General features: G+C 71.1%; 9 protein-coding genes. 6 read left to right on the forward strand and 3 right to left on the reverse strand.

Features of this window, described 5'->3' with window-relative positions; all coding sequences use genetic code 11:
* Positions 1–25: 25 nt before the first annotated feature.
* Positions 26–4,603 carry a HAMP domain-containing protein gene (locus ACZ53K_RS19825; RefSeq protein ID WP_468838036.1) on the reverse strand — a complete coding sequence of 1,526 codons (4,578 nt, stop codon included), beginning with the start codon at positions 4,601–4,603 and terminating at the stop codon, positions 26–28.
* A 363-nt stretch (positions 4,604–4,966) separates the two neighbouring features.
* Between ACZ53K_RS19825 and ACZ53K_RS19830 the strand changes: the two genes are divergently transcribed.
* On the forward strand, positions 4,967–5,371 hold the full coding sequence (locus ACZ53K_RS19830) for an AEC family transporter (protein ID WP_468838039.1): 405 nt from the start codon (positions 4,967–4,969) through the stop codon (positions 5,369–5,371).
* A 35-nt stretch (positions 5,372–5,406) separates the two neighbouring features.
* Here ACZ53K_RS19830 and ACZ53K_RS19835 read toward each other — a convergent pair whose 3' ends face one another.
* Positions 5,407–6,384, reverse strand: coding sequence for an alpha/beta fold hydrolase (locus ACZ53K_RS19835; protein WP_468838041.1), 978 nt, complete (start codon positions 6,382–6,384; stop codon positions 5,407–5,409).
* Between the two features lie 341 nt (positions 6,385–6,725).
* On the opposite strand from ACZ53K_RS19835, the gene ACZ53K_RS19840 reads away from it, so the two are divergent.
* On the forward strand, positions 6,726–7,466 hold the full coding sequence (locus tag ACZ53K_RS19840; RefSeq protein ID WP_468838043.1) for an SDR family NAD(P)-dependent oxidoreductase: 741 nt from the start codon (positions 6,726–6,728) through the stop codon (positions 7,464–7,466).
* A 203-nt stretch (positions 7,467–7,669) separates the two neighbouring features.
* Here ACZ53K_RS19840 and ACZ53K_RS19845 read toward each other — a convergent pair whose 3' ends face one another.
* Entirely contained in the window at positions 7,670–8,875 is a 1,206-nt protein-coding gene (locus tag ACZ53K_RS19845) for a TIGR04053 family radical SAM/SPASM domain-containing protein (RefSeq protein WP_468838045.1), read from the reverse strand.
* A gap of 246 nt (positions 8,876–9,121) precedes the next feature.
* Between ACZ53K_RS19845 and ACZ53K_RS19850 the strand changes: the two genes are divergently transcribed.
* From ACZ53K_RS19850 to narI, 4 genes are read left to right on the forward strand one after another with little or no spacing between them, the layout of a single operon-like run.
* The gene (locus tag ACZ53K_RS19850; RefSeq protein WP_468838048.1) at positions 9,122–12,817 is read left to right on the forward strand and encodes a nitrate reductase subunit alpha; all 3,696 of its coding nucleotides are present in this window, start codon (positions 9,122–9,124) and stop codon (positions 12,815–12,817) included.
* Between the two features lies 1 nt (position 12,818).
* On the forward strand, positions 12,819–14,366 hold the full coding sequence (gene narH / locus ACZ53K_RS19855; protein ID WP_468838051.1) for a nitrate reductase subunit beta: 1,548 nt from the start codon (positions 12,819–12,821) through the stop codon (positions 14,364–14,366).
* On the forward strand, positions 14,363–15,124 hold the full coding sequence (narJ, locus tag ACZ53K_RS19860) for a nitrate reductase molybdenum cofactor assembly chaperone (RefSeq protein ID WP_468838054.1): 762 nt from the start codon (positions 14,363–14,365) through the stop codon (positions 15,122–15,124). The genes narH and narJ overlap by 4 nt, the downstream gene beginning before the upstream one ends.
* Positions 15,121–15,903, forward strand: a complete 783-nt coding sequence (narI, locus tag ACZ53K_RS19865) for a respiratory nitrate reductase subunit gamma (protein WP_468838057.1) — start codon at positions 15,121–15,123, stop codon at positions 15,901–15,903. Before narJ ends, narI begins: the two co-directional genes overlap by 4 nt.
* Positions 15,904–16,123: the final 220 nt, after the last annotated feature.

Consider the following 16,123-nt stretch of genomic DNA (forward strand, 5'->3'; position numbering starts at 1 on the left):
CGGGTGCCCGGCCGGGCACCCGCGGTCAGGAGTCCAGCCATCGGCGGACACAGGCGAGCAGGTCGTTGGTATCCACCGGCTTGGTGACGTAGTCGCTGGCCCCGGAGGCGAGGCTCTTCTCCCGGTCCCCGGGCATGGCCTTGGCGGTGACGGCGATGATGGGCAGATGGGCGTGCGCGGGCATCTGCCGGATCTCCGCCGTCGCGGTGTAACCGTCCATCTCGGGCATCATCACGTCCATCAGGATGAGATCGATGTCCGGGTGTTCGATGAGCGCTTCGATGCCCTTGCGCCCGTCCTCCGCATGCCGGACGTTCAGGCCGTGCATCTCCAGGATGCTGCTGAGCGCGTACAGATTGCGGGCGTCGTCGTCGACGACCAGGACGGTACGGCCGCTGAGACTGTCGTCGACGGACTGGGGAGCCTGCTGGACCGGCTCCTCCGGCCGCACCAGCGGCAGTACGTCACCGGGCTGCTCGGCGGAGAGGTGCAGGGCGATGCGTTCGCGCAGCTCGTCGAGGCTGGAGAGCAGTTCCAGCGGCTGGGTGCCGGCGCGCTCCTGCAGGATGCGTTCCTGCTCCGCCTCCATGCGCCTGCTGTTGTGCGCGAGGACGGCGACGGTGCGCACGGCGGCGTCGCCGTCCATCGCGTCCAGGAAACGCAGCGCCTCACTGTTGGACATGTCCAGGTCGAGAACCACGCAGTGGAACGGCCCGGCGGCCAGCGCGCCGGCGGCTTCCTGGGCACCGACCGCGGAGATGACCTCGATGTCCTCCGGACGGTCGCCCAGATCCTGCCCACCGGTCAGCTCGGCGACCGCGCTGTCGGCCACGTGGGAGAGCAGCCCGTGGGCACGCTCCTCGATCACCAGCAGCCGGCGGGGCGGCGCCGGGGTGGCGGCGGGCGGACGCGGCCTGCTCTCGCGCCTCTCGCCTCTGTCGCCCGCCGCCGCCTCGATCGCGGGCACCGTGCCGGTCTGCTCCGCGAAGTCGGCGCGCGCCACGGGCAGATAGAGGGTGAAGGCGCTGCCCTGGCCCGGCGCGCTCTCGGCCGTCACGGCGCCGCCCAGGAGGTGAGCGATCTCGCGGCTGATGGACAGCCCCAGCCCGGTGCCCCCGTACTTGCGGCTGGTGGTGCCGTCCGCCTGCTGGAACGCCCCGAAGATCACGGCGAGCTGCTGCTCGGCGATGCCGATACCGGTGTCCTTGACGCGGAAGGCGACCACCGCGCCGCCACGGCGGACGGTGGCCGGCAGTTCGCTGTCCGCGGCGGGCTCGATCCGCAGCTCGACGCCGCCCTGTTCGGTGAACTTGACCGCGTTGGACAGGAGGTTGCGCAGGATCTGCCGCAGCCGCGCGTCGTCCGTCAGCAGATCCACCGGGACCCCGGGCGCGGCACTGATCGTGAAGTCGAGGCTCTTCTGGGTGGTCAGCGGCCGGAACGTCGCCTCGACGTAGTCCAGCAGCCTGCGCAGCTCCACCCGCTCCGGATTGATGTCCATCTTGCCCGCCTCCACCTTCGACAGGTCGAGGATGTCGTTGATGAGCTGGAGCAGGTCCGAGCCGGCGGAGTGGATGATGCCCGCGTACTCGACCTGCTTGGACGTGAGGTTGCGCGTCGGGTTCTGGGCCAGCAACTGCGCCAGGATGAGCAGGCTGTTGAGCGGGGTGCGCAGCTCGTGGCTCATGTTGGCCAGGAACTCCGACTTGTACTTCGACGCCAGCGCCAGCTGCCGCGCCCGGTCCTCCAGCTCCTGCCGCGCCTGCTCGATCTCCAGGTTCTTCGTCTCGATGTCGCGGTTCTGGGTGGCGAGGAGCGCCGCCTTCTCCTCCAGCTCCGCGTTGGACCGCTGGAGTTCCTCCTGCTGCCGCGTCAGCTCCCCGGAACGGGCCTGCAGCTCCCCGGCCAGCCGCTGCGACTCGTCCAGCAGCTCGTCGGTACGCGCGTTGGCGACGATGGTGTTGACGTTGACGCCCACCATCTCCATGAGCTGTTCGAGGAAGGCCTGGTGCACAGGCGTGAAGGAGGTGAAGGACGCCAGCTCGATGATGCCGAGGACCTGGTCCTCGACGATGATCGGCAACACGATCAGACTGCCCGGCGCCGTCTGGCCCAGGCCGCAGGAGATGCTGATGTACGAGCCAGGCACGCCCTCGGCGACGATCGTACGGCGGCTGCGGGCGGCCTGGCCGACCAGCGACTCGCCCAGCTTGAACCGGTCGTGTCCGGTGCCGTCGACGGGCCGGCCGTACGCGCCGACGAGCCGCAGCACGGTGTTCTGCCCGCTCTCCTCCGCCAGGTAGAAGGCGCCGTACTGGGCCGAGACGAGCGGCGTCAGTTCGTCCATGACCAGCTCGGCGACGACCGCGAGGTCCCGGTGGCCCTGCATCAGCCCGGAGATGCGCGCCAGGTTGCTCTTGAGCCAGTCCTGCTCCTGGTTGGCCCGGGTGGTCTCCCGCAGGGACCGGACCATGTAGTTGATGTTGTCCTTCAGCTCCGCGACCTCGCCGGAGGCGTCCACCGTGATGGAGCGGGTCAGGTCGCCCTCGGCGACCGCGCTGGTCACCCCGGCGATGGCCCGTACCTGCCGGGTGAGGTTGCCGGCCAGCTCGTTGACGTTCTCGGTCAGGCGTTTCCAGGTGCCCGACACACCCTCGACCTCGGCCTGTCCGCCGAGCCGTCCCTCGCTGCCGACCTCGCGGGCCACCCGGGTGACCTCGGAGGCGAAGGAGGAGAGCTGGTCGACCATGGTGTTGATGGTGGTCTTGAGCTCCAGGATCTCGCCCCGGGCATCAACGTCGATCTTCTTCGACAGGTCGCCGTTGGCGACCGCGGTGGTGACCTGGGCGATGTTGCGTACCTGACCGGTCAGGTTGTTGGCCATCGAGTTGACGTTGTCGGTCAGGTCCTTCCAGGTACCGGCCACATTGGGTACGCGGGCCTGGCCGCCGAGCATCCCCTCCGTACCGACCTCGCGCGCCACCCGCGTCACCTCGTCGGCGAACGCCGACAGCGTGTCGACCATCGTGTTGATCACGCCGGCGAGCGCGGCCACCTCGCCCTTCGCCTCCACCGTGATCTTCTGCGACAGATCACCCTTGGCGACCGCGGCGGCCACCTGGGCGATGGAGCGCACCTGGCCGGTCAGATTGGAGGCCATCACATTGACGTTGTCGGTCAGGTCCTTCCATGTGCCCGACACGCCCCGCACGGTGGCCTGGCCACCGAGATTGCCCTCGGTGCCGACCTCGCGGGCCACCCGCGTCACTTCGTCGGCGAAGGCGGAGAGCTGGTCGACCATCGTGTTGATGGTGCTCTTGAGCTCCAGGATCTCGCCCCGGGCGTCCACCCGGATCTTCTGCGACAGATCGCCCTGCGCCACGGCGGTGGTGACCTCGGCGATGGACCGCACCTGCGCCGTGAGGTTGTCCGCCATCACATTGACGGACTCGGTCAGGTCCTTCCACGTACCGGATACGCCCTTGACGTCGGCCTGTCCGCCGAGCCGTCCTTCGGTGCCGACTTCGCGGGCGACGCGGGTGACTTCGTCGGCGAAGGCGGAGAGCTGGTCGACCATCGTGTTGATGGTGTTCTTCAGCTTCAGGATCTCGCCCCGGGCATCCACGGTGATCTTCTGCGACAGGTCGCCCTGGGCCACCGAGGTGGCGACCGCCGCGATCGAGCGGACTTGCGAGGTGAGGTTGCCGGCCATGAAGTTGACGGAGTCGGTGAGGTCGCGCCAGGTGCCGCCCACGCCGGGCACCTGCGCCTGTCCGCCGAGCCGTCCTTCGGTGCCGACTTCGCGGGCGACGCGGGTGACTTCGTCGGCGAAGGCGGAGAGCTGGTCGACCATCGTGTTGATGGTCGTCTTCAGCTCCAGGATCTCGCCCCGGGCATCCACCGTGATCTTTTGCGAGAGATCGCCCCGGGCGACCGCGGTGGTCACCTGCGCGATGTTGCGCACCTGCGAGGTGAGGTTGCCGGCCATGAAGTTGACGGAGTCGGTGAGGTCCCGCCAGGTGCCGCCCACGCCGGGCACCTCGGCCTGTCCGCCGAGCCGTCCCTCGCTGCCGACCTCGCGGGCCACCCGGGTGACTTCGTCGGCGAAGGCGGAGAGTTGGTCGACCATCGTGTTGACGGTGTTCTTCAGCTCCAGGATCTCGCCCTGGGCATCGACGTCGATCTTCTGCGACAGGTCGCCCTTGGCGACCGCGGTGGCCACCTGCGCGATGTCGCGCACTTGGGTGGTGAGGTTGCCGGCCATGACGTTGACCGAGTCGGTCAGGTCGGCCCAGGTGCCGGAGACGCCCGGGACCTGCGCCTGTCCGCCGAGCCGTCCCTCGCTGCCGACCTCGCGGGCCACCCGGGTCACTTCCGAGGTGAACTGGGAGAGTTGGTCGACCATGCCGTTGAAGACGGTCGCGATCTCGCCGAGCAGCCCGTCGTCCTCGTCCGGCAGCCGTGTCCCGAAGTTGCCGTCGCGTACGGCGGTGAGCCCCGCGAGGAGCTGCCGCAGCCCCGGCTCCCCGACCCGTGCCCCCGTACGCGCCGACCTCGTCCGCGATGCCGGACGTGTGTTCTCGCCGGCCGTCTCAGCAGCCATGACCCAACCTCGTTCCACTTACCGGTCCCCCTGCGCAGGGCACGACGGCGCTGTGAATCCTGGCCCGAAGACGCGCACACTGTGTCCCACGCCGACACCTCGTGACCTTGCCGCACGGCAAGTACGGCAAAGACTACCCTGCGGTGACACAACGGAAGACCTGACAACCTGACTTTTCGGCGCCTCTCCTTTGTGTGCCGACGGCCCGAACGCCGCCTGCCCCAGAGGCCGCTGTCCGTGGAACGGCACCCGGCATTGCCATGACGGTGGCATATCTTCCTAAGTTCCGTGCATGACGCAGCAATGGTTACCTGCCATGAGCTTGACCCGCGGCCGCGCTCCGTCGGCGGAGGTGCCCCGCGCATGGAGGCGGTAGCGCCGCTCGGCAAGCTGGTGCCCGTCGCCCTGGTCTTCGGGTGCGGTGTCCTGCTGGCGAAGCGGAAAACCGTTCCGGCGGAAAGCTCCAAGGCCTTCGCCGATTACGCCTTCCTCTTCGCCGTACCGTGCTATTTGTTCGGCAACATCTACACGAGCGATCTGGCGGACCTGTTCAACTGGCGGGCCATCGCCGGGTACGCGGCCGCGGCCGGCTGCGCGGACCTCCTCGTCGGCCTGCCGGCCCGGACATCGGGCGTGCGCGAACTGCGCGGCGTGGCCCTGCGCATCATGGCCGCGGTCCAGGTCAACACGGCGTACTTCGCGGTGCCGGTCTTCATCATGCTCTTCGGGAACGCGGCGCCGATCTTTTGTCGGTGCCCATGCCCCTGAAGCCCACGCCAGTCACATGACGGACGTACGTCGGGTCAGTCCGCGGACCGAGACGTCGCGAAGCCGGCCGGGGCGGTCGCCTGACGGGCCGTCACCATGCCGGCGGATTCCCTGCTGTGCGAGCGCGGAGTCTCGACGCGGCCGACCAGACGGGCGATCAGGTCCGCCAGCCAGGGCCACAGGGCGCGGGGCAGGTCGTGCCCCATGCCGTCGATGACGGCGAGCCCGGCACCGGGGACGGCGGCAGCGGTGGCCCGCCCGCCGCTGACGTCGATCATCACGTCTTCGGCGCCATGGATGACCAGCGCCGGAACGCACAGCGACCGAAGCCGTGCCGTGCGGTCGCCGGAGGTCACGGCCGCGACGAACTGCCGCACCATGCCCAGCGGGTCGTGGCCCCGGTCGTAAGCCCGTTCGGCGCGCTCTTTCACCGCGGCCTCGTCGAACGCGAAGCCCGGAGACGCCACGGCCCGCAGGGCCCGGACCTGCCAGGCGAGGAAGTTCCGGCGGTCCTGTGGCGGCGTGCCCAGCACGGTGAGCGCCGAGGGAGCGGGCCGGCCCACGGTGCGGTCACCGGTGGTGGACATCATCGACGTCAGTGACCGGACGCGGCCGGGGTGCTCGATGGCCATCGTCTGGGCGACCGCCCCGCCCAGCGACGCGCCCACCAGGTGGACGCTGTCCAGGCCCAGGACATCGAGCAGACCGGCCATGTCGTCGGCCATGTCCGACAACGTGTACGACACCGAGGAGAGACCCGCGTCCAGCGCCGCCCGCAGGTCGGGAACCGGCGCGTCGGGAAAGTGTGTCGACCGGCCGGCGTCCCGGTTGTCGAACCGGATCACCCGCAGGCCGTGGCCGGCCAGCCCGGTACAGAACCCGTCCGGCCAGGCGGTCATCTGCGCGCCGCCACCCATCACCAGCAGCACCGGCGGCGACTCGTCGTCACCGAAGCACTCGTACGCGACCTGTATGCGCGAGGGGCCGACATTCAGCGCCTGTTGTTCACCCATCGCCGGACCGCCCTCCTGAAAGGAGCTGGACGAGCGTCAACATACCGGGCTTACAGGTGGTTACGTAATCGAAAACAGTTAAACGCTTTGGCAATGGGAAAGGGGTCATGGGTAATCGCCAATCGGCAATGTGTGCGGTAAGGCGGGCACGGCGGCGCTCGGGCCGCTCGCCGGATGGGGCCTGAAGAAGATCCTTTAGGGTGGTCGCACAGCGTCGGCGAACACCTCGCCGCTGACCGCGGTACGAGCCCCGACCCCGACCGGATCACGGGCATTCCGTGCCTTCCCGCACGTTTTCGGTCCGCTCGGTGGGCCCGGCGCAAGAGGTGAGACTCCAGGACATGAAGAACGAACAAACGGACCGGCCCGTCGCTCTGGTCAGTGGGTCCACGTCGGGAATCGGGGAGGCCGTCGCCCGGCGGCTGGCGGCGGACGGGATGCGGGTGGTCGTGCACTCGCGGCGCAGCGCGGAGGCCGGGGAGGCGCTGGCCGCGGAGCTCGGCGGGATGTACGTGCGGGCGGACCTGGCGGTGGAGGAGGAGGCCCGGGGGCTGGTCGCGGCGGCGCTCGACCGGTTCGGGCGGCTGGACGTGCTGGTCAACAACGCGGGCATCAGCCGGCCGATCCCGCACGACGACCTGGCCGCGGCGTCCCCGGCGGACTGGCGGCAACTGCTGGAGGTCAATCTGATCGCGCCGTGGGTGCTGTGTACGGAGGCCCTTCCCGCGCTGCGCCGATCGCCCGGGGGCGGCAGCATCGTGAACGTCACCAGCCACGCCGGGGTGCGCCCCAAGGGCTCCTCGGTGCCGTACGCGGCGAGCAAGGCCGCGCTGAATCACGTGACCCGGCTGCTCGCGGCTGCGCTCGGGCCGGACGTCCGGGTGAACGCGGTGGCGCCGGGCCTCGTGGACACGCCCATGACCAAGGACTGGGCGCAGGCGCACGAGCTGTGGCGGGACCGTGCGCCCATGCACCGTCCGGCGCAGCCCGCCGACGTGGCCGGTCTGGTGGCGTCGGTGATCGCGAGCACCTATCTCACCGGTGAGGTCATCGTGCTCGACGGCGGGCTGAACCTGACGTGAGGGCCGCCGGCGCGGCGGGGTCCGGCTGAGAGCCTGTCTTTGAACCCCCGCCTGCGCCCCGACGCCCGGCACGCACTCCCCCGAGCTCTTCGAGCAGGGGGGACCCCCATCGCACGCACCGACCGCCGCTGCGCCCGCCCTTCGGGCGGACGAGGGGGGTTCAAAGACAGGCTCTCAGCAGTCGGTCAGGGGCGGGTGAGCCTTCAGGGGCCCGGAGCGATCCCGGTCGGCAAGTCCGCCAGTTCCCGCTGGTACGGGAACGAACCGGGCTCGTAGCCGCACCACGGCTCCTCCGCGTACGGATCGCCGGTGACGGCATGCGCGCGGGAGCGCGAGCCTCCGCACACGTGGCGGAACTCGCACCGGCCGCAGCGGCCGCTCAGCCGGTCGGCGTCGCGCAGACCGGTGAAGAGGTCCGAGCCGCGATAGATCTCCGTCAGCGGGCGGGTGCGCACATTGCCCGCGCCGAGCGGGAGGAAGCCGCTGGGGTGCACGGTCCCGGTGTGGGACACGAAGACGAAGCCCCGCCCGGCGTTGACGTCCAGGGGCGGCCTGCGGGCCCGGCGCCCGCCGCTGTACAGGCCCAGCTCTTCGGCGCGCTCGCGGAGACGGAGGTAGAGAGGGCCCAGGCGCAGCGCCTCGACGTGGTCCTCGCCCTTGGCGGCCAGTACGGCACGCTGCAGGGCGACGCGGCGGAAGTGGTGGGCCTCGGTGGTCTTGGCGGGCACCGACAGGCCGACGTCGTGGACGAAGTTGAGGACGTCCTCGGTCTCCGCGGGGCTGAGGGCGGCCAGCTTGCTGCCGCGTCCGGTGGGCACGAGGAAGAACGCGCTCCACAGCATGACCCCGTGTGCGCGGACCAGGGCCGCGATCTCCGGCAGGTCGTGCAGGTTGTGCCGGCTGACGGTGGTGTTGATCTGGACCTTCATGCCCAGGCTGCGGGCGGTGTCCCAGGCGTCGAGGGTCCAGCGGTAGACGCCGGGGACACCGCGGAAGCCGTCGTGGAGTGCGGCGGTGGAGCCGTCCAGGCTCAGGGACAGGCCCACCGCCCCGGCCTCGTGCACCGCTCGCAGGTTCGATGCGGTCAGAGTGGGGGTGCCCGAGGGCGAGACGGCGACCCGTACCCCTGCGCGTGTGCCGTAAACGACCAGTTCCAGCAGATCGGGGCGCTGGAAGGGGTCGCCTCCGGTGATGACGAACAGCGGGGCGGGCCGCCCGAAGGCGGCGATCTGGTCGATCAGGCCCTTGGCGGCCCGGGTGTCCAGCTCGCGGGGGTCGCGGTCGGGGACCGCGGTCGCCCGGCAGTGCACACAGGCCAGCGGGCAGGCCCGGGTCGACTCCCAGATGACGATGAACGGTTTGTCCGCCACGGCCTGGTGCTGCCGGCGGACCGGACGGGCGCCGCTCACCGGGGAAGGGGAGGGCACGGGGACGGGGCGGCGGGCCGGCCGCCGGGAGGGGGCGTCCATGGGAGGTGCCTCCGATCAGGTCCCCTCCAGGATGCGGCCGGGGGAGCGCGTACCGCCCGGGGCAGGCGGCCCCGGCGGTGGGTCGTTGGTCCCGGGTGGCCGAAAACATTCGGGGTCCTGTGGCCCTGCGCCGCGGGACGCTTCGCCCACCGTGCCCCGTAACAGGGCGATTTAACGTTCGGATTTATGGAGAACGAAAAGATCGGCGGCCCGACGGCGGCCGACGGAGAACACGGCTGGCCGCTGGCCGGCCGGCGGCTGCTCAACCGCCGCGAGGTGAGCGAGGACGGCCGCGCCGTGTTCGGCACGGGGGACCCGCGGTGGGAGGGCTTCTACCGCGACCGCTGGGCCCACGACAAGGTGGTGCGCTCCACGCACGGGGTCAACTGCACCGGGTCCTGTTCCTGGATGGTCTACGTCAAGGACGGGATCATCACCTGGGAGCACCAGGCCACCGACTACCCGTCCATCGGTGCCGACTGCCCCGAGTACGAGCCACGGGGCTGCCCGCGCGGCGCGTCGTTCTCCTGGTACACCTACTCGCCCAGCCGGGTCCGCTACCCGTACGTCCGCGGCGCGCTGCTGAAACTGTGGCGGGAGGCGCGCCGCCGGCTCGGCGACCCGGTGGCCGCCTGGGCGGAGATCACCGGCGATCCGGCCAAGGCCCGCGCGTACAAGAAGGCCCGGGGCAAGGGCGGGCTGGTGCGCGCCGACTGGGACGAGGTGGCCGAACTGGTCGCCGCCGCCCAGGTGCACACCGTCAAGACGTACGGTCCGGACCGGGTGGCCGGGTTCTCGCCGATCCCCGCGATGTCGATGGCGTCCTTCGCCGCCGGTGCGCGGTTCATGTCCCTGATCGGCGGCACGCTGCTGTCCTTCTACGACTGGTACGCGGACCTGCCCGTCGCCTCGCCGCAGGTCTTCGGCGACCAGACGGACGTACCGGAGGCCGCCGACTGGTGGAACGCCGGGTACCTGATCATGTGGGGGTCCAACATCCCCGTCACCCGGACCCCGGATGCCCACTTCCTGACCGAGACCCGCTACAACGGCACCAAGGTCGTCGCCGTCAGCCCCGACTACGCCGACAACGTCAAGCATGCCGACGAGTGGCTGGCCCCGCACCCGGGTACGGACGGGGCCCTGGCGATGGCGATGGGCCACGTCATCCTGCGCGAGTTCCTCGTCGACCGCGCGACGCCGTACTTCGAGACCTATCTGCGCCGGTTCACCGACGCCCCCTTCCTGGTGACGCTGCGCGAGCGGGACGGCGACCTGGTGCCGGACCGCTTCCTCACCGCGGCCGACCTCGGGGACACCGGCGAGAACGCGCGCTTCAAGACCGTCTTGGTCGACCGCCGCAACGGCGATCCGGTGGTCCCCAACGGGTCGCTCGGCTTCCGGTGGGGCGAGGAGGGCAAGGGCCGCTGGAACCTGGAACTGGGCGAGACCGATCCCGAGTTGAGCCTGCTGGAGGGGGCCGAGGGCACGGCCACCGTGGCGCTGCCGCGCTTCGACGAGGGCCCCACCGAGGGCGGCGGGGTGATGGTGCGCGGCATCCCGGTCCGCACGGTAGGCGGCCGGCAGGTGACCACCGTCTTCGACTTGATGCTGGCCCAGTACGGGGTGCGCCGCCCCGGGCTGCCCGGTACGTGGCCGGACTCGTACGAGGACGCCACCCAGCCGTACACCCCGGCCTGGCAGGAGACCATCACCTCGGTCCCCGCGGCCCAGGCGGCCCGTATAGCGCGGGAGTTCGCGCGCAACGCCGAGCGCACCGAAGGCCGTTCCATGATCGCCATGGGCGCCGGGACCAACCACTGGTTCCACTCCGACACCATCTACCGCGCCTTCCTGGCCCTGACGGCCATGACCGGCTGCCAGGGCGTCAACGGCGGCGGCTGGGCGCACTACGTGGGCCAGGAGAAGGTCCGCCCCGTCACCGGATTGCAGCATCTCGCGTTCGCCTTCGACTGGCAGCGGCCCACCCGCCACATGGCCGGCACCTCGTACTGGTACCTGGCCACCGACCAGTGGCGCTACGAGGCGTTCGGGCCGGACGAGCTGGCCTCGCCGCTGGGCGAGGGGCGCTTCGCCGGCCGTTCCACCGCCGACTGCCTGGCCCAGGCCGTCCGCATGGGCTGGACCCCCGGCCACCCCGGCTTCAACCGCAACCCGCTGGACCTGGCCGACGAGGCGGCCGAAGCGGGCCGCCCGGTGGCCGAGCACATCGTGGAGGGGCTGACGTCCGGCTCCCTGCGCTTCGCCGCCGAGGACCCGGACAACCCGGCGAACTTCCCGCGCGTACTGACCGTGTGGCGGGCCAACCTGCTGGGCTCCTCCGGCAAGGGCAACGAGTATTTCCTGCGCCATCTGCTGGGCGCGGACGCGGCCGTGCGCTCCGAGGAGACGCCTCCGGACAAGCGGCCCCGGGACGTCGTCTGGCACGAGGAGGCGCCCGAGGGCAAGCTCGACTTGCTGGTCTGCATGGACTTCCGGATGACCTCGACCGGACTGTTCGCCGATGTCGTGCTGCCGGCCGCCACCTGGTACGAGAAGGACGACCTGTCCAGCACCGACATGCACCCCTTCGTGCACGCGTTCACCCCGGCGATCGCGCCGCCCTGGCAGGCACGGACCGATTATGACACCTTCCTGACCATCGCCGACCGCTTCAGCGAACTGGCCAAGGACCACCTCGGCACCCGTACCGACGTCCTGGCCGTACCCCTCCAGCACGACACGCCCGACGAACTGGCCCAGCCCGGCGGCGTCGTGGCCGACTGGCAGGCCGGCGAGTGCGCGCCGGTCCCCGGCCGCACCATGCCCAAGCTGGTGACCGTCGAACGGGACTACGCGGCGGTGGCGGACAAGATGCGCGCCGTCGGCCCGCTCCTCGACCGGCTCGGGACCACCACGAAGGGTGTCACCGTCCGTCCGGACGAGGAACTGGAGCGGCTGCGGCGGACCAACGGCGTCCGGCGCGGCGGCGCCGCGGCCGGACGGCCGTCGCTGGCCACCGCCACGGACATGTGCGAGGCGATCCTCGCCCTGTCCGGCACCACCAACGGACGGCTGGCCACCGAGGGTTTCAAGGCACTGGAAGAACGTACCGGCACCGAGATGGCGCACCTGTCCGCCGAGCGGGAGGCGGAACGCATCACCTTCGCCGACACCCGCGTCCAGCCCCGCTCGGTGATCACCTCGTACGAGTGGTCCGGCAGCGAGACCGGCGGCCGCCGCTACTCCCCGTTCGTCATCAACGTCGAGCACCGCAAGCCCTGGCACACCCTCACCGGCCGCCAGCACTTCTTCGTCGACCACGACTGGATGACCGAACTCGGCGAGCAGCTGCCGGTCTTCCGCCCGCCGCTGAACACCGCCCGGCACTACGGCGACGAACACCTGGGCGAGGACGGCCGCGCCGAGGTGACGGTCCGCTACCTCACCCCGCACTCCAAGTGGTCCATCCACTCCGAGTACCAGGACAACGCCTACATGCTCGCGCTGTCCCGGGGCGGCCCGGTGATCTGGATGAGCACCGCCGACGCGGAGAAGATCGGCGTCAGGGACAACGAGTGGATCGAGGCGTACAACCGCAACGGCGTCGTCGCGGCCCGCGCGGTGGTCACCCACCGGATGCCCGAGGGCACCGTGTACATGTACCACGCCAAGGACCGCACGGTGAACGTGCCGAAGACCGAGGTCAGCGGCGTACGCGGCGGAATGCACAACTCCCTGACCCGGCTGCTGCTCAAACCGTCGCACCTGGCGGGCGGCTACGCCCAGTTCACCTACGCCTTCAATTACTACGGCCCCACCGGCAACCAGCGCGACGAGGTCACCGTCATCCGCCGCCGCGGCCAGGATGTGGAGTACTGACATGCGCGTCATGGCCCAAGTGGCGATGGTGATGAACCTCGACAAGTGCATCGGCTGCCACACCTGTTCCGTCACCTGCAAACAGACGTGGACCAACCGCACCGGCGTGGAGTACGCCTGGTTCAACAACGTCGAGACCAAGCCCGGCGTCGGCTACCCCCGCCGCTACGAGGACCAGCGGCAGTGGAAGGGCGGCTGGCAGCTGGACCGGCGCGGGCGCCTCGTCCTGCGCTCCGGCGGCCGGCTCAAGCGCCTGGGCTCCCTGTTCTCCAACCCCGACCTGCCGGCCATCGAGGACTACTACGAGCCGGTCACCTACGACTACGACACCCTCGTCAACGCCCCCGCGGGACAGGACGTCCCCGTCGCCCGCCCCCGCTCGGTACTCACGGGGAAGCCGACCGCCATCACCTGGGGCGCCAACTGGGAGGACGGCCTGGGCGGCGCGGCCGAGACGGCGGCCGGTGACCCCAACCTCAGCGGGGACCTGGCCGGAAAGGTGAAGTTCGAGTTCGAGCAGACCTTCCTGTTCCACCTGCCGCGGCTGTGCGAACACTGCCTCAACCCGGCCTGCGTCTCCGCCTGCCCGTCCGGGGCGATGTACAAGCGGGCCGAGGACGGCATCGTCCTCGTCGACCAGGACCGCTGCCGCGGCTGGCGGATGTGCGTCACCGCCTGCCCGTACAAGAAGGTCTACGTCAACCACGCCACCGGCAAGGCCGAGAAGTGCACCTTCTGCTTCCCGCGCGTCGAGGCCGGACAGCCCACCGTCTGCTCCGAGACCTGCGTAGGACGCCTGCGCTACCTCGGCCTGGTCCTCTACGACGCCGACCGGGTCGGCGAGGCCGCCGCCGTGGCCGACGAGCAGGACCTGCTCGACGCCCAGCGGAACGTCTTCCTCGACCCCGCCGACCCCGGGGTCCGCGCCGCCGCCCGGCGGTCCGGCATCCCCGAGGACTGGATCGACGCCGCCCGCCGCTCACCCGTACGCGCCCTGATCAGCGAATACAAGGTGGCCCTGCCGCTGCACCCGGAGTACCGCACCCTGCCCATGGTCTGGTACGTACCGCCGCTGTCCCCGGTCCTGGACGCCGTCGGCGAGGCGGGCGGCAACGCCGAGGACCCCGACCACGTCTTCGCCGCCGTCACCCGCCTGCGCATCCCGCTGGACTACCTGGCGAACCTCTTCGCCGCCGGGGACACCGACGTCGTCGCCGGGGTGCTGATGAAACTGACCGCGCTGCGCAGCCACATGCGGCAGCGCACCCTCGGCGAGCAGGGCGACGAAAGCGCCCTCAAGGCCGTCGGACTCACCTCCGCACAGGCCGAGGACCTGCACCGGCTGCTGGCCGTCGCCAAGTACACCGACCGGTACGTCGTCCCCGCCGCCCACCGGGAGGACGCCGCCGCGCTCAGCGCGATACAGGACCGCTGCCCCGTGGAGAGCACCGACGCTCCGTCCGGCACGGAGCGCAAGGTCATGCTCGGCATCCCCACCCTGCGGCGGCGTACCGCCACCTCGGACACCATCGCGGGAGGAACCGCGTGAGCGCCCTGCGTACGCGCATCCGCCCGGCGGCCGGGCGCCGCGGCCGCCCCGGCCCCGAAGAGGCCGCTGAGCGCGGGCTCCTGATGCGGCTGCTGTCGCTGCTGCTGCAGTACCCGGACGCCGAACTGACGCAAGAGCGGGACGCGTTGACCGCCACCGTCAACGCGCTGCCGCCGTCGCCCGCCGCCGCGCACCTCGCCTCCTTCACCGCCTGGTTCGCGGAACAACCGGCCGAGGCGCTGGAGAGCCATTACGTGGAGGTCTTCGACCTGCGCCGCAAGAGCAGCCTCTACCTCACCTACTACCTGCACGGCGACACCCGCCGCCGGGGCATGGCCCTGCTCGCCCTCGCCCAGACCTACCGGGCCGCCGGCTGGAGCGCCGACAGCGGCGAACTCCCCGACCACCTGCCCGTCGTCCTGGAATTCGCCGCGCTGGCCGGGCCGCGCGCCGGAGAAGCACCACTGCGCAGGCACCGGCGCGGCCTGGCACTCATCCACCACGCCCTGTCGGACATCAAGTCCCCCTACGCCGGGCTGATCGCGGCGCTGCTGTCCCTGCTGCCGCCGGCCGGCGCCGCCGACCTGGAGGCGGTGGCGAAGCTGGCAGCCGAAGGGCCGCCGGCCGAGGACGTCGGACTCGACCCGTACAGCGGCACCGGCTTCGCCCCGCCCGGCACGTTCGTACCGCCCCCGCCTGCGCAGCCCACCCTGATGCCCCCTCTGACCGGCCCCACGGACCCGGAGACCCGCCGATGAGCGCCGCCGACAGCCCGCTGACCGCGACCAGCGGCACCGACCTGCTGCTGTGGGTCGCCGTTCCCTACATCTGCCTGGCCGTCTTCGCCGCCGGGCACGTCTGGCGCTACCGCAAGGACCAGTTCGGCTGGACCAGCCGCACCAGCCAGCTGCTGGAACACCGCTGGCTGCGCTGGGGCAGTCCGCTGTTCCACCTCGGCGCGTTCGCCGTGATCGGCGGGCACGTCGTGGGCCTGGCCGTCCCCGCTTCCTGGACCAGGGCGGTGGGCATCGGCGAGCACACGTACCACACCGTGGCGGTGGCACTCGGTTCCGTGGCCGGGCTGGCCATGGTGGCGGGCCTGGGGATGCTCAGCGCCCGGCGCCTGCTGGCCCCGCGCATCCGCACCCGGACCAGCCACAGCGACAAGGTGCTCTTCCCGCTGCTGGCCCTCACCGTGCTGCTGGGCATCGCCGCCACCGTCGTCCACAACATCGCCGGGGGTGGATACGACTACCGCTCCACCGTCTCGGTCTGGTTCCGCGGACTGTTCCTGCTGCAACCGGAGCCCGGCGCCATCTCGGACGCGCCACTCCTGTTCCGGCTGCACGCCCTGACCGCGTGCCTGCTCTTCGCGGCCTGGCCCTTCACCCGCCTCGTCCACGTGTGGAGCGCGCCCATCGGCTATCTGCGCCGCCCGTACCTGGTCTACCGCCGCAGGACGGCCCTCCCGGCGCACGACCGGACTCCCGTCGCCGCCGCCCGGTGTGCGCCGACCGGGCCCGGGGCACCGCGGTGAACCGGCGGAACGGGCCGCCCGGACGAATGGCCCGTCCTCCGGTGGGCGGGTGCGAAGAAGCTGGAAGCCGGGAGCCGCGGAACGGCGACGGGACCCCGGGCCCCGCGCCGGCCGGCTCCCCAGAACGACTCGCACCACTTGCACGACTCGATCGAGAGGTACACGATGCGCCTGCTTGAGGACACCGCCGGCACCACACCGTCGAGGCCGGCCGGCCCCA

The organism is Streptomyces sp. NPDC033221, assembly GCF_055577005.1.

Coding starts and splice junctions, on each gene's coding strand:
- narI (WP_468838057.1), top strand. CDS start 15,121: ATGAGCGCCGCCGACAGCCCGCTGACCGCGACCAGCGGCACCGACCTG.
- ACZ53K_RS19850 (WP_468838048.1), top strand. CDS start 9,122: ATGGAGAACGAAAAGATCGGCGGCCCGACGGCGGCCGACGGAGAACAC.
- ACZ53K_RS19840 (WP_468838043.1), top strand. CDS start 6,726: ATGAAGAACGAACAAACGGACCGGCCCGTCGCTCTGGTCAGTGGGTCC.
- ACZ53K_RS19825 (WP_468838036.1), bottom strand. CDS start 4,603: ATGGCTGCTGAGACGGCCGGCGAGAACACACGTCCGGCATCGCGGACG.
- narH (WP_468838051.1), top strand. CDS start 12,819: ATGCGCGTCATGGCCCAAGTGGCGATGGTGATGAACCTCGACAAGTGC.
- ACZ53K_RS19835 (WP_468838041.1), bottom strand. CDS start 6,384: ATGGGTGAACAACAGGCGCTGAATGTCGGCCCCTCGCGCATACAGGTC.
- ACZ53K_RS19830 (WP_468838039.1), top strand. CDS start 4,967: ATGGAGGCGGTAGCGCCGCTCGGCAAGCTGGTGCCCGTCGCCCTGGTC.